Origin of the sequence: Sphingomonas sp. PP-CE-1G-424, assembly GCF_004341085.1 — a bacterium.
GTDB lineage: Bacteria > Pseudomonadota > Alphaproteobacteria > Sphingomonadales > Sphingomonadaceae > Sphingomonas.
Window position 1 is genome coordinate 899,313 of record NZ_SLXW01000001.1, and the last position, 18,967, is coordinate 918,279.

Here is an 18,967-nt window from a genome sequence, read left to right on the forward strand (position 1 = left end):
GGCAACCGATGTGGTGCCCGCTGCTTTCCCCTCCCTGCAAGGGGGGGCAGGGGTGGGTCGGCTCCCAGTAATCCGGAGTGGGGTGCCACGAGCAGGCCAACCCACCCCCAACCCCTCCCTTCCAGGGAGGGGAGCGTATCTGCCTATCGGCGCCGCGTTCGAGATTTAGCCACCGCTATTTCTCGTCGGTGGTCAGCTTCACCTTGTTGGGCAGCTTCTTCCCCTTGGTCCGCCGCGAGGGCAGCTGGACGGGGTTCTTCTTCTTCCACTGCGCAAACGTCATCGGCCCCTCGGGCGTGTCGATGATCGTGTCGTCGATCGAACTCATGCAAATTCCTCCACGCGGCCCAACGCATGAACGCGGCGGGAGTGGCAATCGAAGGGGTGGCCCTCGAAGGGGATGTTCATTTCATCGGGAAAAATGGTGCGGCCAAGAAGACTCGAACTTCCACGGGCTTTCGCCCACAACGACCTCAACGTTGCGCGTCTACCAGTTCCGCCATGGCCGCCCATGAAACATCACCGGGCGGACCCGGCATCTGGTAGGCGAGCGCCACTAGCAAGGGTTTGAACGCGACGCAACGGCCTTTGCGAGAAAGTCGTAGGCGAAGACCGCAAACGCCGATTTTGCTACGGCCGCTGCCGGATCGTCGCGTGTCGCCGCTAGCGGGTCGACTCCCCTGCGAAGCTCAACTCGAGCCGCTTGGAGTTCGCCGGCACGTTGAGCGTCGCCGAATTGAAATCGATCGTCCCGCCGGGTGCGAGCGTGCGCTGCTGCGGGGTGATCGTCCAACTGTACACCAGCCGCCCCTGCGCATCGCGGAGTTCGGCGCGGATGTCGGGCACGCGTTGGCGCTGGTCCGACGGGTTGCTCACCTGGCCACTGACCGCGAACAGCTCGGAGCCGTTGTCGAGTTCGCGCCGCTCGATCGGATTGTCGCGCAGCCGTAGCGGGCTGTCGTCGGTCGCGACGCCGATGCCGAGCTTGGCGGCGACACCCGGCGCGCCGAGATAGACGATCGCGCCTGCCGCAAGCAGCATCAGCAGCCCGGCGATGACCGCGACGATCGTCCAGCGCCGCGTCGTGTTGCGGCGCGGACGGAACGGCGGCGGCTCGGCGATGGCTTGGTAGGTCGGCGCGACGAACGCGGGTTCGGGCTCGGCCTGCGCCGGCGGCGGGGTCGGCGTCGGCGCTGGAGCGACCGCCGCGAACCGCTCGGATACGTCGCCGATCGGCGCGCGGGGCAGCGGGGCAAGCGGGGCGGGCGCCGGTGGGAGCGGGGTCGATTCCGGCATGTCGACGACGGTGTCGGGGGCCGCGGCGGGTCCCTGGAACCAGCTGTGCTTGCAATTGGCGCAGCGCACGGTGCGCCCCTCGGTCCCGATCGCGCTGTCGGGAACCAGATAGCGCGTGCTGCACTCGGGACATTGGAGGATCATGGATGCGCTTCACCAGCGGCCGCTGGAGCGCGACCGGTCTTGTGCCGAATAAGCACGCGGCCCGCATAGGTGGCAAGCTTGAAGCGGCGCGCGCTTTCATGCGAAAGCGCCGATACGGGCATCAAGCGGGCGAAAGCGGGCGCAACCACGTCATGGCGAATATCGTCCAATTCGAGAATGTCGGGCTTCGTTACGGCACGGAGTCAGATTCGGGACCGGACGCCGGGCCGGAGACGCTGTCGGACCTCAGCTTCACGCTGCGCAGCGGTGCGTTCTATTTCCTGACCGGCGCGAGCGGTGCGGGGAAGACGTCGTTGCTGAAGCTCCTGTATCTCGCACAGCGGCCGACGCGCGGCGTGATCCGGCTGTTCGGCGAGGACGCGGTGGTGCTGTCGCGCGACCGGCTGCCCGGGTTCCGGCGGCGGATCGGCGTGGTGTTCCAGGATTTCCGGCTCGTCCCGCATCTGTCGACCTGGGACAATATCGCGCTGCCGTTGCGCGTGGCGGGGATGCCCGAGGTGGATATCGAGCAACCGGTGCGCGAGATGCTCGCCTGGGTCGGGCTCGGCGACCGCGCCGATGCGCGCCCGGCGACATTGTCGGGCGGCGAGCAACAGCGCGTGGCGATCGCCCGCGCGGTCATCGCACGCCCCGAGATCCTGGTCGCGGACGAGCCGACCGGCAACGTCGATCCCGACATGGCCGAACGCCTGCTCCACCTGTTCGAATCGCTTAACAAATTGGGCACGACCGTCGTGGTCGCGACACACGACTTCCACCTGCTCGGGCGGATACCCGGCGCGCAGATGATGCGGCTCGATCGCGGGCGGCTGCTCGATCCGACCGGTTCGCTCCGCTATCCACCGACGCGGCCCGAATGATGAGGGTGTCGAAAGCGCGATCATCGGCCGAACGCCGCGTGCTCGACGAAGCCGGTGGCCTGCGCGCGATGACGTGGGTGATGGCGATCATGCTGTTCCTGACGATGCTCGCCGCCGCCCTGGGACTGGCGACGGCGGGTGCGGCGCGGTTGCTCGATCGACAACTGGCGGGGCGGTTGACGGTGCAGGTCGTCGATGGTGATCCGGTGCGGCGTGATGCGGTTGCCGCGCGCGTGCTGGCGGCGCTGCGGACGATGCCGGCGGTGGCGACGGCGACGCCGGTCGACCGCGCCGAACTCACGCGACTGCTGCAACCCTGGCTCGGGTCCGACGGGGCCGATCCGCAATTGCCCGTGCCGGCGATGATCGACGTCGACCTCGCCGATCATGACGGGGCGGCGGCCGCGCGCGTCGCGGCCACAGTGCGGCGCCTGAGCCCGATCGTCCGCGTCGACCGCCACGAAAGCTGGATGTCGCCGGTCAACGACGTGATGCGCTCGCTGACGTTCCTCGCGCTGGCGCTGGTCCTGCTGATGGCGAGTGCGACCGCCGCGGTCGTCGTGCTTGCCGCGCGCGCGGGGCTCCAGACGCATCACGCGACGATCGCGGTGATGCACATGCTCGGCTCGACCGATCTCCAGATCGCGCGGTTGTTCCAGCGACGGATCGCGCTCGATGCGACGATCGGTGGTGTCGGCGGCGGCGTCACGGCGTTGCTGGTGATCGCGTTCATCGGCATCCGGTTGCACGGATTGGGCTCCGAACTGCTCGGCGGGGTGACGCTTGGCGGAGTCGACTGGGTGGTGCTTGCGCTGCTCCCGGTCGCGTTCGTCGTCCTTGCCACGCTCGCCGCGCGCGTGACGATCGTCCGCGCGCTGAGGCATATCCTGTGATCGTGCGGTTCCTCGGCATCCTGGGCCTCGCCTGGGCGTTCGGGTTCGCGGTGTTCATGCTGCTGCTGCCCAAGCCGCTCGACGGCTTCACCTCGGACGCGATCGTCGTGCCGACCGGTGGGGCAGGGCGAATCGACCGCGGCATCGCGCTACTCCGCGATCATCAGGCGAAGCGGATGCTCGTGACGGGCGTTGCCCCGGGGGTGCGGCCGATCGATCTCGCGCTGGAATATCGGACGTCGCCCGCGTTGTTCGCGTGCTGCATCGATCTGGGTGCGGACGCTGTCGATACGCGGTCGAATGCCGAGGAAACGGCGCAATGGGTGCGCGTGCACAAATACCGGTCGGTGCGGCTGGTGACGTCGGACTGGCATGTCGCGCGCGCGCGGATGGAACTGGCGGCGGCGCTCGACAAGAATGTCGTGATCCTTGGCGACGGCGTGCCGGGGACGCCGCGGCTCGGGACCTTGGTCAACGAATATAACAAGTTGATCCTTCGCCGGATCGCATTGTGGATTGGATATGGCGGATGATCTGGCTGCGTAACTGGGCGTTCATGCTCGTTTTCTACACGATCTCGGTGCCGATCGTGGTGACCGTGCCGATCTCGGCGCTGTTCGGCTCGCGCGCGGTGATCGTGCATTCGACGATCTGGACGCGCTTTCACCGCTGGTGCGCGCGCGCGATCCTCGGCGTGCATATCCGCGTGGAGGGGACGCGACCGACCGAGCCGGCGTTCTACGCGTGCAAGCACCAGGCGATGTTCGAGACGCTGGAGTTGCAGGCGTTGCTCGACGGCCCGGCGATCGTGCTGAAGCGCGAACTGGCGGATATCCCGGCCTGGGGCTGGGCAGCGCGGCGCTATGGCGCGATCGTCGTCGATCGCGAGGCATCGGCGACGGCGATGCGCAGCATGATGCGCGAGGCGACCGCGGCGAAGGCGACGGGGCGATCGATCCTGATCTTTCCGGAAGGGACGCGAGTGTCGCCGGGCGAGCATCCGCCGCTCAAGCCGGGGTTTGCGGGCCTGTATCGTGCGCTGAAGATGCCGACGGTGCCGATCGCGTGCGACAGCGGGCTGGTGTGGCCGAAAAAGGGGCCGAAGCTGCCGGGAGTGATCACTTTCCGGTTCGGCGAGGTGGTGCCGCCGGGCCTGCCGCGCGAAGAGGCGGAGCAGCGAGTCCATGCGGCGATGAACGCGCTGGACTAGGATCGGAAGGATACCCCAACCAATCCACCACCCCGGCGAAGGCCGGGGCCCAATTGGGGGGACTTCGCTGGTGTGCGTTGCTCGTGGTTACTCGAGCCTACCCAATTGGACCCCGGCCTTCGCCGGGGTGGAGGTTTTTGGGTACGGCGCGGCGCACTTCCTTACCCGTGCGTACGCCCGAAATCCTGCACATCATCGTCCTGCCCCTGCTCGACGATGCTCCGGCGGATCGCGCGAGTCCGCGTGAACAGGTCGAACAGCGCATCGCCATCACCCCAGCGGATCGCGCGCTGGAGATGACTCAGATCTTCTGAGAATCGCTGCAACATCTCCAGCACCGCCTCGCGGTTGTTGAGGAAGATGTCGCGCCACATCGTCGGGTCCGACGCCGCGATCCGCGTGAAATCGCGAAAACCACCGGCCGAGTATTTGATGACCTCCGACTGCGTCACTTCCTCCAGGTCGCCCGCGGTGCCGACGATCGTGTAGGCGATCAGATGCGGCAGATGGCTGGTGACGGCGAGGACGCGGTCGTGATGCTCGGGCGCCATCGTCTCGACCTGCGCGCCAAGCCTGCGCCAGAATTCGGACACGCGCTCGACTGCGACCGGGTCGGCGCCCTCGGGGGGCGTGACGATGCACCAGCGGTGCCGGAACAACGTCGCGAAGCCAGCCTCCGGCCCGCTCCGCTCGGTGCCTGCGACCGGGTGCGCGGGGATCACGGTTGCGTTCGGTAGCGCTTCAGTCAGCGCGCGGACGATCTCGGCCTTGCAGCTGCCGACGTCGCTGACGATCGCATCCGCCGGCAGTTCGGCCGCGAACTCGGCGGCGACCTCGCCCATGATGCCGACGGGCACGCACAGGATCACCAGGTCGGCGTCGATCACCGCTGCCCCCGCCGAGTCCGCGACGTCGTCGCAGAATTGCAGCCGGTCCGCCGCTTCGCGCACGGTCGCATCGGCGTCGTAGCCGGTAACGCGGACCGTCGGCATCGTCGCCTGCACCGCGCGCGCCACCGACGAGCCGATCAGTCCCAGCCCGATGATCGTGACGCGCGCGAACGGGAGCATCAGGCGGCTTCGACCAGGTTGCGCAGCGCCGCGGTGACGCCGCGCGTTTCCTCCTCGGTGCCGATCGTGATGCGCAGTGCGTTGGGCAGGCCCTGGCCCGGCAGCCAGCGGACGATGTAGCCCGCGTCCATCAGCCCATGATACGCGGCGTCGGCGGTCAGCTTGCCCTCGAACAATACGAGCACGAAGTTCGCCTTCGACGGCACCGCACGAAGCCCGGCGTTGCCCATCTGCCCGATCTGCTCGACGAACCAGCCGCGCCACGTGTCGTTATGCGCGCGCGTCGCGTCGACGAAAGCGGTGTCGCCGATCGCGGCGACAGCGGCGGCCTGGCCTGCCGTCGTCACGTTAAACGGTGCGCGGATGCGGTGCATCGCGTCGATGATCGGCGCGCAGGCATAGCCCCAGCCGATCCGCTCGGCGGCCAGCCCGTGGATCTTCGAGAAGGTCCGCGTGACGAGCACGTTCGCCTCGGTCATCGCCAGTGCGAGGCCGGCATCGTCCTCTTCGGGCGACAGATATTCGGCATAGGCCTGGTCGAGCACGAGCAGCACCGACTTTGGCAGTCCCGCATGCAGCCGCGCGATTTCCGCGCGCGGCGTGAACGTGCCGGTCGGGTTGTTCGGGTTGGCGACGAACACGACGCGGGTGCGCTCTGTCACCGCAGCGAGGATCGCATCGACGTCGGTCGCATAGTCGCGGTCGTCGACGATGACGGGCTCAGCACCGACGCGGCGCGTGGCGATCTCGTAGACGGCGAAGCCGTAGCGGACGTGGATGATCTCGTCGCCGGGACCCGCATAGGCGCCCGCGACCAGATGCAGGATCTCGTCGGAGCCGGTGCCGTAGATCACGCGCGCCGGGTCGAGGTCGTAATGCGCCGCCAGCGCCTCGCGCAGTTCGACCGCGCCCGCATCCGGATAGCGCTCCAGCGTGCGGTCGGCGGCGTCGAATGCGGCCTTCGCGGCGGGGCTGGTGCCGAGCGGATTTTCGTTCGACGACAGCTTGATCACCGTGCGGCCATCGTCGGTCGTCGAGCGGCCGGGCGTGTACGGCGCGATCCCCAGGATCCAGGGCTTCGGCGCGGGTGCGGGCATGATGTTTGTCATGGCGCGGGGCATAGCGGGCGCGGTGGCGCGGTGGCAATCTTTGTGCGTGGGGGTGGGGGGCCGCTTGCAAGGATCGGTACCCCGCCCGTCCAGCGTCAACCTGACGAAAGTCAGGATCCAGAGCCACGGATGTCACCGCTCGTTACCCTGGGTCCTGACTTTCGTCAGGATGACGGCGTGGTTCGGACGGTCAGCGCCCGACAGGGGTAGGTAGGAGTAGGATGGTACCCAAGTCCGGACCACTACCGTGCTGGCATGACGGCGTCCCCCTATGGTAGCGCGCGGCATGCTCGACACGCCTGCCATCGACCCCGGGACCGGCCACGACACCGACGAACGCTTCGGCCTCGCGCGGCGCGTAACGTTGCCGGGGCCGCTCAGGCTCGATGGCGGCGTGCTGTTATCGCCCGTGGACATCGCGTACGAGACCTACGGCACGCTCAACGCGGACGCGTCGAACGCCATCCTGATCTGCCACGCGCTGACCGGCGACCAGCACGTCGCCTCGCATCACCCCCGCACCGGTAAGCCCGGTTGGTGGACGCGGATGGTCGGCGAGGGCAAGCCGATCGACCCCGCGCGTCACTTCGTCGTCTGCGCCAACGTACTAGGCAGTTGCATGGGCACCTCCGGCCCCGCGACGATCAACCCGGCGACCGGCCGCCCCTGGGCGATGAGCTTCCCGGTCATCACGATCCGCGACATGGTGCGCGCGCAGGCGATGCTGCTCGATCATCTCGGCGTCGGCGTGCTCCACGCGGTGGTCGGCGGATCGATGGGCGGGATGCAGGCGCTGAGCTGGCCCGCGACCTTTCCCGACCGCGTGAAGGCCTGCGTGGTGATCGCCTCGACCGCGCGGCATACCGCACAGAACATCGCGTTCCACGAGGTCGGGCGGCAGGCGGTGATGGCCGATCCGAACTGGCGTGGCGGCGAGTATCACGACGACGCGGCGCCGACCGCCGGGCTCGCGGTCGCGCGGATGGCGGCGCACATCACGTACTTGTCCGAGGCGGGGCTGACCGAAAAATTCGGCCGCCGCCTCCAGGCGCGCGACGCGAAATCGTTCGGGTTCGACGCCGATTTCCAGGTCGAAAGCTATCTGCGCCACCAGGGGCTCGCGTTTACCGACCGGTTCGATGCGAACTCGTACCTCTACATCACGCGCGCGATGGATTATTTCGACCTCGCCGAGGAGCATGGCGGGCTGCTCGCCAACGCCTTCCGCGCGACCAGATCGCGGTTCTGCCTCGTCAGCTTCGACACCGACTGGCTCTACCCGACTGCCGAATCACGTGCGATCGTCCAGGCACTCAACGCAGCCGGCGCACCGGTCAGCTTCGTCGAGCTGTCGAGCCCGTATGGCCATGACGCGTTCCTGCTGGAGGCGCCGGACCTGAACCGGGTGGTCGACGGCTTCCTGAGGGCCGGCCGATGACGATCATCCTGTCCGACGACGTGGCCAAGTTGCAGGTCGACCGCATCCACGGCTGGCTCGCGAGCAGCTATTGGTCGCCGGGGATCGAGCGCGGTCTGGTCGAGCGTGCGATCGCCGGGTCGCATTGTCTCGGCGCGTACGAGAATGAGCAGCAGGTCGGTTTTGCGCGAATGATTACGGATCACGCGACGTTCGCATGGCTGGCGGACGTCTGGGTCGACGAGGCCGTGCGAGGGCAGGGGCTCGGGCGTCGGATGGTGAGTTGGTTCCTCGATCACCCCTCGTTCGCCGGGCTGCGGCGGATCGGCCTCGTTACCGCCGACGCACACGGCGTCTATGCGGGGCTCGGCTTCCACCCACTGGTCCGCGCGGATCGCTACATGGAACGCCTCGCGCCAGGCCTCGCCGAGCAATTACGGACCGCGGCATGACCTTACGTACCGACCTCGCGGTCATCGCCGAAAACGTCGCGCAAGGCAGCCGCGTGCTCGATATCGGCTGCGGCGACGGCGCGTTGATGGCGGCCTTGCGCGACACCCGCGACGTCGATGTGCGTGGCCTCGAAATCGACGCGCGCAACGTCGCCTCCGCGGTCGCGCGCGGTCTGTCGGTGATCCAGGGCGATGCGGATGTCGACCTCGCCGGCTATCCCGACGCGAGCTTCGATTACGCAATCCTCAGCCAGACGTTGCAGACCGCGCGTGCGCCTGATCTGGTGCTGGATCATCTGCTGCGGATCGGTCGTCAGGCGTTCGTCAGCTTCCCCAATTTCGCGCACTGGCGGGTGAGGGGGTCGCTTCTGTGGGGCGGCCGTATGCCGGTCACGCGGCAATTACCCGAACGCTGGTACGACACGCCGAACATCCACCACGTCACGATCGACGATTTCCGCGCCTTCGTGAAAGCGCGCGGGATCGTTGTCGAGGATGCGTGGTTCCTGTCGGGCGACAAGCGCACCGGCGCGGCGGCGGCCAACCTGTTCGCGGAACACGCCGTCTTCATGCTGCGACGCGGAAGATAGTAAGAAAAATATACAATTTATGTCTGGATGCTGATTCAGATCAGTATCGCAACGGAACCGATCGTCGGGCGGCTGGTTACTCCGCCGATGACCAAGACCGCCCTCATTGTCGAAGACGAGATATTCGTCGCGCTCGACCTCGAGAGAATCCTCGTCGATGCCGGATACGATGTGGCGGGAATCGCGGCGGATCGCGACAGCGCGATCGCGGCTGCACCGGGATGCAGCTTCGCGTTCGTCGACATCAATCTGCGCGACGGACCGACTGGGCCGGAGATCGCCAGGCGGATGGCGCGGGAGTACGGCGTCAAGGTCGTGTTCGTAACCGCCAACCCGTCGCAGATCGGCGATGCGGAATGCCTCGGCTATATCCGCAAGCCGTTCAGCGACGCCGCGATCCTAGCTGCAGCGGCGTTAGCGTGCGAGGAAGAGGCGATCGCTAACGACGACGTGATCAGGGTCGTCAGCGGCTGAACGCTGGCTTAGGAATAGTCATCTCGACGATCAGGCCGTCATCGTTCCAAATCCGGTTCACCGTGCCGCCCAACTGACGCACGGCGCTCATTTCGATTAGCTGCGTGCCGAAGCCGGCGGCCATGGTCGGCTTGGTGACCGCCGGGCCGCCCACTTCCCGCCAATGCAGCGTCACCGACTCATCGTTCGCCGCGATCGTAATCCGGACCGTGCCCAGCTCGGTCGCGAGCGCACCGTACTTGGTCGCGTTGGTGGCGAGCTCGTGGAACAGCAGGGCGAGCGGCGTGGCGGAGCGATCGTCGATCGTCACGTCGTCACCGGTGACATGGAGGCGTGCGCCATCGATCCGCTGATACGGCTCGAACAATTCCTGCAATAGGCCGTGCAGGCTGTTCTGCGCGGCGGCCGGACGCGAGTTGGCGCTATGCGGGCGGACGAAATCATGCGCGCGGCCGAGCGCGTTGATGCGGTGACGCAGGTCGGTCGCGATGCCCATGAACTCGGGCTTCCCCCGCGCGGAAAACGCGATCAGCCCGGCGATCACCGCGAAGATGTTCTTGATGCGATGGCTTAGCTCCTGGCTGATGACCTCGCGCTCTTCATAGGCGAGCTTCTGCTCGTGGATGTCGGTGCACGTCCCGAACCAGCGCGTAATCGTGCCGTTTTCGTCGCGCACCGGCAGCGCGCGGCCGAGTACCCAGCGATACGTGCCGTCGAAATGTCGCAGCCGGTATTCGATATTGTACGGCTCGCCCGAGTCGAGCGACTGGCGCCAGACCGCCCAGGCGCGATCCTGGTCCTCGGGGTGGAACATGTCGTTCCAGCCCTCACCGTCGGTCGTCCCCACGGGCGTGCCGGTGAACTCGTACCAGCGCGCGTTGAAATAGTCGTGGAAGCCGTCGGGCAGCGTGGACCACACCATCTGCGGCATCGTGTCCGCGAGCGTGCGGAACTTCAGGTCGCTCGCCTCCAACGTACGCCGCGCCTCGGCGTCGGCCATCGCCTGCTCGCGCGCCGAACGGCGATCGTCGAGCCGGCCCATCGCCGCCTTCGCCAACAGCGTCATGCCGTCGCGCTGGAACCGGGTGAGCCCCTCGCGCGGACGGGGGGCTAGCACGCAGAGCGCGCCCAGCGGCACGCCTTCGCTGGAGACCAGCGGCGCACCCGCGTAGAACCGCACATAGGGCGGCCCGGTCACCAGCGCGTTGTCGACGAAGCGCGGATCCTCCAGCGTATCCGCGACCTCCATCACCTCGTGATGATGCATCGCGTGCGCGCAGAACGACATGCTGCGCGGCGTCTGCTCGAGGTCGGTGCCGGTGCGCGACAGGAAGCGCTGATACTCGTCCTCGACCAGGCTCAGCAACGCGACCGGCGCGGCGCACAGCTCGGCCGCGAACGCCACGATGTCGTCGAGCTGGCCCTTCGCACGCGCGCCCGCGACGTCGTACGCCGCGATGACGCGCGAGCGCTCAGCCTCGTCGAACACGGCGGTCGCGGGGACGGAATCCAGCGTCGTCACGGAGGTCAGAACGGCACGTCGTCGTCGAGATCGTCCGAGAAGCCGCCGGTCTGGCCGAAGCTGCCGCCGCGCGCGCCGCCACCGCTACCGCCACCCGAGGGTGCGCTGCCGCCGCGACCACCACCGCCGCCGTAACCGCCGCCGCCCGACGAACCACCGCCGAAGTCGTTGCCGCCACCGCCGCCGGCCCAGTCGTCGCCACCGCCGCGGCTACCGCCGCCGCCGCCTGCACCACCGCCTGCGCCGCCGTTCGGACCGTCCAGCATCGTCAGCACGCTGTTGAAGCCCTGCAGCACGATCTCGGTCGAATATTTGTCCTGGCCCTGCGCGTCCTGCCACTTCCGGGTCTGGAGCGCGCCCTCGATATAGACCTTCGAGCCCTTGCGGAGATACTTTTCGGCGACGTTCGCGAGACCTTCGTTGAAGATCGCGACCGAATGCCATTCGGTCTTTTCCTTGCGCTCGCCCGACATCTTGTCCTTCCAGGACTCGGATGTCGCGATGCGCAGATTGACGACCTTGCCGCCGTTCTGGAACGCCTTGCTCTCCGGGTCGCGACCCAGATTGCCGACGATGATGACCTTGTTGACGCTGCCTGCCACGAACCCAGGACTCCACTAGTAAGGTTTGATTGCTCAGACGAGCATGAACGAATATACGGTAACGGCGTAGGACCTGGGTGCAGATTACCCGGTGGAAGGGATGATCGCTTCTGGGGAGAAGGACCAGGACCTACGCCTTGAACGGATTTGGAGTCCGCTCAGTGCATCACCTACAAACCCGCGGCTACCGCCAGCCAGTATGTGATACCCGCCATGATGTACGCGGCGGCGAACAAATAGCCAACCATGAAGGCGGGCCATTTCCACCCATTGGTCTCGCGACGGGTGACGGCGATCGTCGAAATGCACTGCGGCGCGAACACGAACCACATCAGGAAGGCGAGCGCGGTCGGCAGGCTCCAGCGGCCGCGCAGGTTCTCGACCATCGCCTTGCCGCCCTGGTTGCTGTCCGGATCGTCGATCGCATAGACCGTGCCGATCGCCGCGACCGCGACTTCGCGTGCGGCCATCGCCGGGATCAGCGCGAGGACGATGTCGCGGTTGAAGCCGATCGGCGCGAAGATGGGCGCGATGCCGTTGGCGATGCGGCCGGCGACCGAGTAATCGACCGCAGAGATCTTCGGCGCGCCGGCGGGCTGCTCGGGCGGCTTGGGGAAGCTCAGCAGCACCCACAGGATGATCGTCGAGGTCAGGATGATCCCGCCGGCGCGCTTCAGGAAGATCTGCGCGCGGCTCCAAAGCCCGATGCCGACGTCGCGCCACTGCGGCCACTGGTATTTGGGCATCTCCATCATGAAGCCCGACGACACGCCCTTGGTCACTGTCCGGCGCAGCACCAGCGCGGCGACGAAGGCACCGACAATGCCCATCACGTACAGCCCGAGCATCACCAGCCCCTGCAACCCGACGAACGGCAGCACCTGCGTGTTCGGGATGAACGCGCCGATGATCAGCGTGTAGACCGGCAGGCGCGCGGAACACGTCATCAGCGGCGCGATCAGGATCGTGGTCAGGCGGTCCTTCTCGTCGTCGATCGTCCGCGTCGCCATGATGCCCGGAATCGCGCAGGCGAAGCTCGACAGCAGCGGGATGAATGCGCGACCCGACAGCCCGACGCTCGCCATCACCCGGTCCATCAGGAACGCCGCGCGGACCATGTAGCCGCTCGCCTCGAGGACGAGGATGAAGAGGAACAGGATCAGGATCTGCGGCAGGAACACGATCACCGCACCGACGCCCGCGATCACGCCGTCGACCAGCAGCGAGCGGAGCAGCGAATCGGGCAGTTCGGCGGTCAGGAACCCCTGCAACGCGGTGAAGCCCGCATCGATCGCGTCCATGAACGGCTGTGCCCAGCTGAACACCGCCTGGAACATCAGGAACATGATCGCCAGCAGCAGGATCGGCCCGGCGACGGGGTGCAGCGCGACCGCGTCGAGCATGTGCGTCCAGCGGCGGACCTGCGTCTCGGAGACGGTCGCGGACGTTGCGATCTGGCGGGCGCGGCGCTGGAGCGTGACGATGTCGTCCTGTACGCTTCCGTCAGATTTACGCAGGCGCATCGGGCCGTTGACGACGATGCCGGAGAGCGCGGCCTTCAACTCGTCGAGGCCGCGCTTGCGCACCGCGACGGTCGGGATCACCGGCACGCCGAGTTCGCGTTCGAGCACCTTGGGATCGAGCTTCAGGCCGTCGCGCTCGGCGAGATCGACCATGTTGAGCGCGACCACGACCGGCAGGCCGAGTGCGATCAGTTGGAGCGTGAAGCGGAGGTGGTTGTCGAGGTTTGCGGCATCGACGACCACCACCAGCGCGTCGGGAAGGCGCTCGCCGTCCTGCGTGCCGGTGACGACGTCGCGCGTCACGCGCTCGTCGGGGGAGGAGGGTTCGAGGCTATACGCGCCGGGCAGGTCGACCAGCTCTACGGGCCGTCCGTCGTCGAGCATCAGCCGCCCGACCTTCCGCTCGACCGTGACGCCGGGATAATTGCCGACCTTCTGGCGCGCACCCGTGAGCGCGTTGAACAGCGCGCTCTTGCCGGCATTGGGATTGCCGACCAGCGCAACCAGCGGTGCTGCGTTCATTTTATGGGATTATTCTGCCGCGGCAGGCATTGGCGAGACGTGGATCGCGCCCGCGACCGCGCGGCGGAGCGCGACGGTCATGCGGCCGATCCGGCAGGCGATCGGGCCCTGGCCCAACGTCGCGCGGTGCAGGACCTCGACGTCGACGCCTTCGTCGAAGCCCAGTTCGCGGAGGCGACGCGCCTCGGGACCAGCGAGCCGCGCCCATTCGATCGCGGCGACAATCGCGTGCTGCTTGCGCGGCAGGGTTTCGAGGCTGACGGAACGATCGGGGCGAGTGTCCATGATGCGACTGATTATCAGTAACGTCCGGGGAAGGGAAGCCCTAACCGCCGCGGGTGACGACCGTCTCGACGCCCCGTCATCCTGACGAAAGTCAGGATCCAGAGTCACATAGCGCGTCGTTTCTGGCTCTGGATCCTGGGTCGAGCCCAGGATGACGGGATTAACGACCCGCCTCAAGTCGTCGGATAGCGCAACCGGCCGACGAATCGCGACAGGCTGAAGCCGTGTTCGGTGCGCTTGAGGAACCCGGCCTTGGCCTTTTCGAACTGCATGATCCCGTTGATGCGACGGCCGAGGAAGGCACGGGTCTCCGCAAGGCCCTCGCTCTCGTCGTCGAGAAACACCGTGATCGTCGACGCATACACGCCGAGCAGGATCGTGCGCTTGGTGTAGTAATTATAGTCGGTCGCGATGTCGCCAGCGGCACGCCAGATCGTGTCGACCGTCCGCCAGCCGAGCCGCGTCGCCTTCGCCAGGTTCTGCGGGAGCGCGAGGATCGCCAGCGCACGCCGCAACGATTCGCGGTCGATCGACGTCGCGTCCAACCGCGCCTCGACCAGCGCGGTAATCTTGTCGCGGATCTTCATCATCGCAAGGCGTTCCGGCGGCACCGCGGCGAGCATCACGCCGTCGATATGTGCGAACCACGCGTCGATCATGTCGACCGCACCGTCCTTGAACGCGAGCGCAGCGATGTCGGTGTCGATCCCCTCGGCCTGCGCGGCCATGTCGCGCGCGGCGTCGCTCCAGCCGTCGAACGCTGCGTTGGCAGCGATGCCGGGCGCCAGCAGGGCGCGGATTTCGTCGAGCGTAAGGTCCTGGGTCATACCGTCTCCTGCCGTTCAAAATCAGGCGTATCAAGCGCGTCTTCAAGAGGGAGCGCGATCGGGGGCGGTCCCCGACGGACGAGCACCAGCGCGACCGCCACCATCACGACGCCGACCAGATCCGCCGCGCCAAGCCGCTCGCCATAGACCAGCCAGCCGACCACGCCAGCGACCACCGGCTGGATCAGCAGCGCGATCCCGATCACCAGCGGGGTGAACCGCCCGAGCGCATAGATCATCAGGCCTTGCCCGAGCACCTGGCTGCACAGAGCGAGCCCGATCAGCGGCCCCCAATGCGTCGGCACCACCCGCTCCCCCATCGCCAGCGCGAACACGAGCAGCGGCACGATCCCCGCCGTCGTTGCCAGCGTCAGCGCCGACAAGGGCGCGAGCGTCGCCCGCACCCGCGCCATCAAGATGAAATACACGGTGTAGAGCAGCCCCGCGAGCAGGCAGAACAGATCGCCCGCCAGGTTCTTCGCATCGAGCTGATACGACCGCCCGAGCAGCAACGCGCCGCCCGCCGCCGCCAGCGCCAGCGCGAACCCTTGCGTCCGCGTCGGCCAGCTGCGCGCGATCAGGAAGCCGTAGATCGGGAAGATCAGCGTCGCGACATTGCCGAACAGCGTCGCATTGGCGAGCGTCGTGCGCAGGATCCCGAGATGCCACGTGCCGAGATCGGCCGCGAAGCACACCCCGCCCGCGAGCAGCCCGGCCCATAGTTTCCACCCGAGCCGCATCGGTCGCGCGCCCTGCTGGGCCGCCAGCACGACCAGAAATGGCACGGCCAGCGTTAGCCGCCAGAACCCCGCAGCCACCGGCCCGACCTCGGTCGCGCGCACGAACCACGGCCCGAACGCCAGCGCGACGTTCGCCACCACCAGCGCCGCAAAGGCGATAAGTCCCGGCGCGGCAACACTTTCCGCAACCGGCGTCAAACCGTGCGGCGTATCGGGCACGCTAGATAATCTTTGCGGGTCGGGGCGATGCATGCCGCCCTGTAGCCTCCTATCTTCCGCCCGTCAGGCCAATAAGGAGCCCCCATGCCTAGCCTTTTCGATCCGATTACCCTTGGTGCCGTCGAAGCGCCGAACCGCATCATCATGGCGCCGCTCACCCGCGGGCGTGCCGACAGGGATGCGGTGCCGTCCGACATCATGGTCGAGTATTATACGCAGCGTGCGAGCGCCGGCCTGATCATCTCGGAAGCCACCGGCATCAGCCGCGAAGGCCTTGGCTGGCCGTTCGCGCCGGGCCTGTGGACCGACGCACAGGTCGCCGCCTGGAAGCCCGTCACCGACTCGGTCCACGCCGCTGGCGGCCGGATCGTCGCGCAGCTGTGGCACATGGGTCGCCAGGGCCATTCGTCGGTGTACGAGACGCAGCCGGTGTCGTCGTCGGCCACCGCGACCGAAGGCCAGGCGCACACGTTCGAGGGCAAGAAGGATTTCGAGGTCGCGCGTCCGCTCGAGACCAACGAGATCCCGCGTTTGCTGGCCGACTACGAGCTGGCGACGAAGAACGCACTCGCGGCCGGCTTTGACGGTGTGCAGATTCACGCGGCGAACGGCTATCTGATCGACCAGTTCCTGCGCGACAACGCGAACTTCCGCACCGACGAATATGGTGGCGGAATCGAGAACCGCGTCCGCCTGCTCCGTGAAGTCGCCGAGCGCGTGATCTCGGTCGCAGGGGCTGACCGCGTCAGCGTCCGCCTGTCGCCGAACGGTGACTCGCAGGGTGTCGACGACAGCAACCCCGAGGCGTTGTTCACCGCAGCGGCGAAGGCGCTGTCCGACCTCGGCATCGCGTTCCTCGAACTGCGCGAGCCCGGCCCCGACGGCACCTTCGGCAAGACCGACGTACCGAAGCTCAGCCCGGCGATCCGGAAAGTGTTCAAGGGCGTGCTCATCGTGAACTCGGACTACACGACCGTCGAGGAGGCACAGGCCGAGCTCGATTCGGGCAATGCGGACGCGATCACCTTCGGTCGCACGTTCATCGCCAACCCCGACCTCCCCGAGCGCCTGCGCACCGGCGCGCCGCTCGCGAAGGACGATGCGAAGACGTGGTACAGCCAGGGTCCCGAGGGCTACATCGACTACCCCGCGCTCGAGACCGCCAACGCCTAAGCTTTCAAGGCGGATCGACGTCGAGCGTTGATCCGCCCGGATTGCCCAAACCACCCCGTCACCCCGGGCTTGTTCCGGGGCCCACTGCTCCGCACGATCGATCCCATCGATTTTGCGGAAGGGTGGATGCCGGAACAAGCCCGGCATGACGAAGCTGGTTGCTCGCCATTCAATGTGATCCTCGGCCTAGTCACCCGCGCTGCCATCGCTTAGCAGCGCGCTTCCGCGTCACTGGTGGCGCACCGGTGACAGGATGTGTGATGACCGACGGCTGGCCGAGTGGCGGCAGGGGAACGGGGCCGCTCATGCCCGGCACCGCCGACCGGGCCGCAAAGCGCGCGGAGGAGCGTGCCAACGGCCGCGAGCAGCGCGCGAAGGAGCGGCTTGCCGCGTCCGAACAGCGATCCGAATCGCGTGCCGCACAACGCGATCTCCAGTCCCAGGAACGCGAACGCGCCCGCGAAAGCCGGCGTATCGAAGAGGATCAGCGGATCAAGGCGCGGCTCGATGCGCCGCCGACCAACGATGTCGAGGCGTTGAAGATTTCCAAACGCCGACGCTCGGGCGCGCTCGCGCGCAGCGGCGAGGAATCGAAGACCGACCGCGATACCCGTAGCTACAAGACGATCGTCGACACCGCGCGGATCCGCACGCTCGCCGATCGCGGCGCGTCGGTGGCGGGGCTTGCCGGCGCGTTCGGCATCACGATCGAAGAGGTCGAGGCGGCGTTGCTCGAAACGGCCCCGCAGGACTAGGAGTCAGGTGGCGGTACGATCCCCGGCCAGCCACGCCTTAGCCTCGTCGATATCGAGGAACGTCCGGCAGTTCTCCGCCTTCAGATAGCGTTCGGTCTGGAGCTTCGCCAGATGCGACGCGACCACCGCCGCGATCGGTGCCGACGTCACCTTGAGCGCCTTGGGCATCATCGCCTCCAGCGCATCGACGACCTTCAACGGCTGGATCGCCGCCTTGCGCAGGTCGGCCAGCACGACGAACCGACCATGATACAGCCGGGCCGCCGTACCGCGCGCGAGCAGCTCGGCGGAGAACGCCGCGGTGGTCGCGACCGACCAGAACCCTTCGGTGACGATGGTGAGCGTCTTGCTCGGAACGTCGAAGGTGATCGTGTACATGCTCATCGTCGATAGCGCAGGTAGCTTAACGATATGTTATCTTTCACTTTAGTTGGTACCGGGAAGATCGACGTGGATCCGCCGGAATCGCGCTTCGACCAGGCTGTAGGCGCCGAACAGCGCCAGCCCGATCCCGGTCAGCGCGAGCAGCCATTTGCCGCCCGGTTGCGATTGCAGCCGCTCCAGCGCCTCCGCGACGCCGCCCGCGTCGCTCGCATGCGCGGTCCAGGCGGCGAGCGCGAATAGCCCGGAAACGATCAGGAACACGAGCGCGCGCGCGCCGTAGCCGATCCGGCCCATCGTGCAGACGTAACCGGGGGCCGGCGCATCGCCGCGCAGGTCGTGGATGAAGTCGCCGCGCCAAGCCTTCTGAGCCTGCTGAAACGCCGCGACGAGGATCCCGACCGCCACCGCGCCGACCAGCACACGTCCGGCGGGCTGGTCGAGCAGCAACGCGGTCCAGTCGCGCGCGCTCTCGTCGCCGGGCGAGACGGCGGCGTCGCGCGATCCGGTTTTCATCGCAAGCTTCGCGGCGGTCCAGGCGAGGATCAGGTGCGCGATCCCGCTGACGACGTGACCGATCCGCTTGAGGCTGCCCTTGACGTCGCTGCCGATCTGCTCGGGATTGGCCGCCGCCTCGGTCAGCCGCCAGATCGCGTAGCCGAGCAGGCCGGCGGCGACGATCGCGAGCAGCACCGGGCCGAACGCCTCGTCCGCGATCGACCCGATCGCGCCCTGGTTGTCGGCAATCCTACCACCGCGGAGTGCCGCATCGACCGCGAACCACCCGACCAGCAGATACACCACGCCGCGCGCGGCGAAGCCGAGCTTGGCGAGCAATGTCGCATTCGCATCCGAGATCATCACAGCCCCTTTGTTACGGGG

The 18,967-nt window shown here is 67.3% G+C and carries 23 protein-coding genes and 1 tRNA gene; 10 read left to right on the plus strand and 14 right to left on the minus strand.

Going from position 1 to position 18,967, the window contains the following annotated elements; genetic code table 11:
* Positions 1-175: 175 nt before the first annotated feature.
* From C8J43_RS21780 to C8J43_RS21785, 4 genes are all read right to left on the minus strand, one after another.
* On the minus strand, positions 176-328 hold the full coding sequence (locus tag C8J43_RS21780) for a hypothetical protein (protein WP_165886441.1): 153 nt from the start codon (positions 326-328) through the stop codon (positions 176-178).
* Between the two features lie 94 nt (positions 329-422).
* A tRNA-Leu gene (locus C8J43_RS04080) sits at positions 423-509 on the minus strand.
* Positions 510-663: 154 nt separating this feature from the next.
* Complete coding sequence (locus C8J43_RS04085) at positions 664-1,440, minus strand: MJ0042-type zinc finger domain-containing protein (RefSeq protein ID WP_133029800.1); 777 nt, start codon at positions 1,438-1,440, stop codon at positions 664-666.
* Entirely contained in the window at positions 1,437-1,610 is a 174-nt protein-coding gene (locus tag C8J43_RS21785) for a hypothetical protein (RefSeq protein WP_156359308.1), read from the minus strand. The genes C8J43_RS04085 and C8J43_RS21785 overlap by 4 nt, the downstream gene beginning before the upstream one ends.
* On the opposite strand from C8J43_RS21785, the gene ftsE reads away from it, so the two are divergent.
* Genes ftsE through C8J43_RS04105 form a run of 4 tightly spaced genes read left to right on the plus strand, consistent with a single transcriptional unit; the run spans position 1,593 to position 4,424 of the window.
* Positions 1,593-2,321, plus strand: a complete 729-nt coding sequence (gene ftsE, locus C8J43_RS04090; protein WP_133029801.1) for a cell division ATP-binding protein FtsE — start codon at positions 1,593-1,595, stop codon at positions 2,319-2,321. The genes C8J43_RS21785 and ftsE overlap by 18 nt on opposite strands.
* Complete coding sequence (locus C8J43_RS04095; protein ID WP_133029802.1) at positions 2,321-3,214, plus strand: permease; 894 nt, start codon at positions 2,321-2,323, stop codon at positions 3,212-3,214. Before ftsE ends, C8J43_RS04095 begins: the two co-directional genes overlap by 1 nt.
* The gene (locus tag C8J43_RS04100; protein ID WP_107963345.1) at positions 3,211-3,747 is read left to right on the plus strand and encodes a YdcF family protein; all 537 of its coding nucleotides are present in this window, start codon (positions 3,211-3,213) and stop codon (positions 3,745-3,747) included. The genes C8J43_RS04095 and C8J43_RS04100 overlap by 4 nt, the downstream gene beginning before the upstream one ends.
* A complete protein-coding gene (locus C8J43_RS04105) occupies positions 3,744-4,424 on the plus strand; it encodes a lysophospholipid acyltransferase family protein (RefSeq protein WP_133029803.1) in 681 nt (226 codons plus the stop codon). Before C8J43_RS04100 ends, C8J43_RS04105 begins: the two co-directional genes overlap by 4 nt.
* A gap of 161 nt (positions 4,425-4,585) precedes the next feature.
* Here C8J43_RS04105 and C8J43_RS04110 read toward each other — a convergent pair whose 3' ends face one another.
* Positions 4,586-5,494 (minus strand): prephenate/arogenate dehydrogenase family protein, encoded by a 909-nt coding sequence (locus C8J43_RS04110; protein ID WP_056064181.1) that lies wholly within the window; start codon positions 5,492-5,494, stop codon positions 4,586-4,588.
* Positions 5,494-6,603, minus strand: coding sequence for a histidinol-phosphate transaminase (hisC, locus tag C8J43_RS04115; RefSeq protein ID WP_243645395.1), 1,110 nt, complete (start codon positions 6,601-6,603; stop codon positions 5,494-5,496). Before hisC ends, C8J43_RS04110 begins: the two co-directional genes overlap by 1 nt.
* A gap of 286 nt (positions 6,604-6,889) precedes the next feature.
* Here hisC and C8J43_RS04120 point away from each other — a divergent pair, with 286 nt between their 5' ends.
* The 4 genes from C8J43_RS04120 to C8J43_RS04135 all read left to right on the plus strand — a co-directional run bounded on the left by C8J43_RS04120 (position 6,890) and on the right by C8J43_RS04135 (position 9,536).
* Positions 6,890-8,041, plus strand: coding sequence for a homoserine O-acetyltransferase (locus C8J43_RS04120; RefSeq protein WP_133029804.1), 1,152 nt, complete (start codon positions 6,890-6,892; stop codon positions 8,039-8,041).
* Complete coding sequence (locus tag C8J43_RS04125; protein WP_133029805.1) at positions 8,038-8,472, plus strand: GNAT family N-acetyltransferase; 435 nt, start codon at positions 8,038-8,040, stop codon at positions 8,470-8,472. The genes C8J43_RS04120 and C8J43_RS04125 overlap by 4 nt, the downstream gene beginning before the upstream one ends.
* Positions 8,469-9,062, plus strand: coding sequence for a methionine biosynthesis protein MetW (metW, locus tag C8J43_RS04130; RefSeq protein ID WP_121904884.1), 594 nt, complete (start codon positions 8,469-8,471; stop codon positions 9,060-9,062). The genes C8J43_RS04125 and metW overlap by 4 nt, the downstream gene beginning before the upstream one ends.
* 87 nt (positions 9,063-9,149) lie before the next feature.
* Positions 9,150-9,536 (plus strand): response regulator, encoded by a 387-nt coding sequence (locus C8J43_RS04135; RefSeq protein ID WP_121905447.1) that lies wholly within the window; start codon positions 9,150-9,152, stop codon positions 9,534-9,536.
* Here the strand turns inward: C8J43_RS04135 and C8J43_RS04140 are convergent.
* The 6 genes from C8J43_RS04140 to C8J43_RS04165 all read right to left on the minus strand — a co-directional run bounded on the left by C8J43_RS04140 (position 9,526) and on the right by C8J43_RS04165 (position 15,809).
* A complete protein-coding gene (locus C8J43_RS04140; protein WP_243645396.1) occupies positions 9,526-11,058 on the minus strand; it encodes a PAS domain-containing protein in 1,533 nt (510 codons plus the stop codon). The two genes, C8J43_RS04135 and C8J43_RS04140, sit on opposite strands and share 11 nt — an antisense overlap.
* Positions 11,059-11,063: 5 nt before the next feature.
* On the minus strand, positions 11,064-11,660 hold the full coding sequence (gene ssb / locus C8J43_RS04145) for a single-stranded DNA-binding protein (protein ID WP_133029806.1): 597 nt from the start codon (positions 11,658-11,660) through the stop codon (positions 11,064-11,066).
* 170 nt (positions 11,661-11,830) lie between these two features.
* Positions 11,831-13,705, minus strand: coding sequence for a ferrous iron transport protein B (gene feoB, locus C8J43_RS04150; protein ID WP_133029807.1), 1,875 nt, complete (start codon positions 13,703-13,705; stop codon positions 11,831-11,833).
* 9 nt (positions 13,706-13,714) lie between these two features.
* The gene (locus C8J43_RS04155) at positions 13,715-13,990 is read right to left on the minus strand and encodes a FeoA family protein (protein WP_060526089.1); all 276 of its coding nucleotides are present in this window, start codon (positions 13,988-13,990) and stop codon (positions 13,715-13,717) included.
* Between the two features lie 173 nt (positions 13,991-14,163).
* Positions 14,164-14,817, minus strand: coding sequence for a COQ9 family protein (locus C8J43_RS04160; protein WP_133029808.1), 654 nt, complete (start codon positions 14,815-14,817; stop codon positions 14,164-14,166).
* Positions 14,814-15,809, minus strand: a complete 996-nt coding sequence (locus tag C8J43_RS04165; RefSeq protein ID WP_133029809.1) for a DMT family transporter — start codon at positions 15,807-15,809, stop codon at positions 14,814-14,816. Before C8J43_RS04165 ends, C8J43_RS04160 begins: the two co-directional genes overlap by 4 nt.
* 51 nt (positions 15,810-15,860) lie before the next feature.
* On the opposite strand from C8J43_RS04165, the gene C8J43_RS04170 reads away from it, so the two are divergent.
* Both C8J43_RS04170 and C8J43_RS04175 read left to right on the plus strand, forming a co-directional pair.
* Positions 15,861-16,949 (plus strand): alkene reductase, encoded by a 1,089-nt coding sequence (locus tag C8J43_RS04170; RefSeq protein ID WP_133029810.1) that lies wholly within the window; start codon positions 15,861-15,863, stop codon positions 16,947-16,949.
* 260 nt (positions 16,950-17,209) lie between these two features.
* Positions 17,210-17,704, plus strand: a complete 495-nt coding sequence (locus C8J43_RS04175; RefSeq protein WP_243645397.1) for a hypothetical protein — start codon at positions 17,210-17,212, stop codon at positions 17,702-17,704.
* A gap of 3 nt (positions 17,705-17,707) precedes the next feature.
* Here the strand turns inward: C8J43_RS04175 and C8J43_RS04180 are convergent, their stop codons facing one another.
* Positions 17,708-18,082 carry a hypothetical protein gene (locus tag C8J43_RS04180; protein WP_056053716.1) on the minus strand — a complete coding sequence of 125 codons (375 nt, stop codon included), beginning with the start codon at positions 18,080-18,082 and terminating at the stop codon, positions 17,708-17,710.
* 48 nt (positions 18,083-18,130) lie between these two features.
* A complete protein-coding gene (locus C8J43_RS04185) occupies positions 18,131-18,946 on the minus strand; it encodes a DUF1206 domain-containing protein (protein WP_133029811.1) in 816 nt (271 codons plus the stop codon).
* Positions 18,947-18,967: the final 21 nt, after the last annotated feature.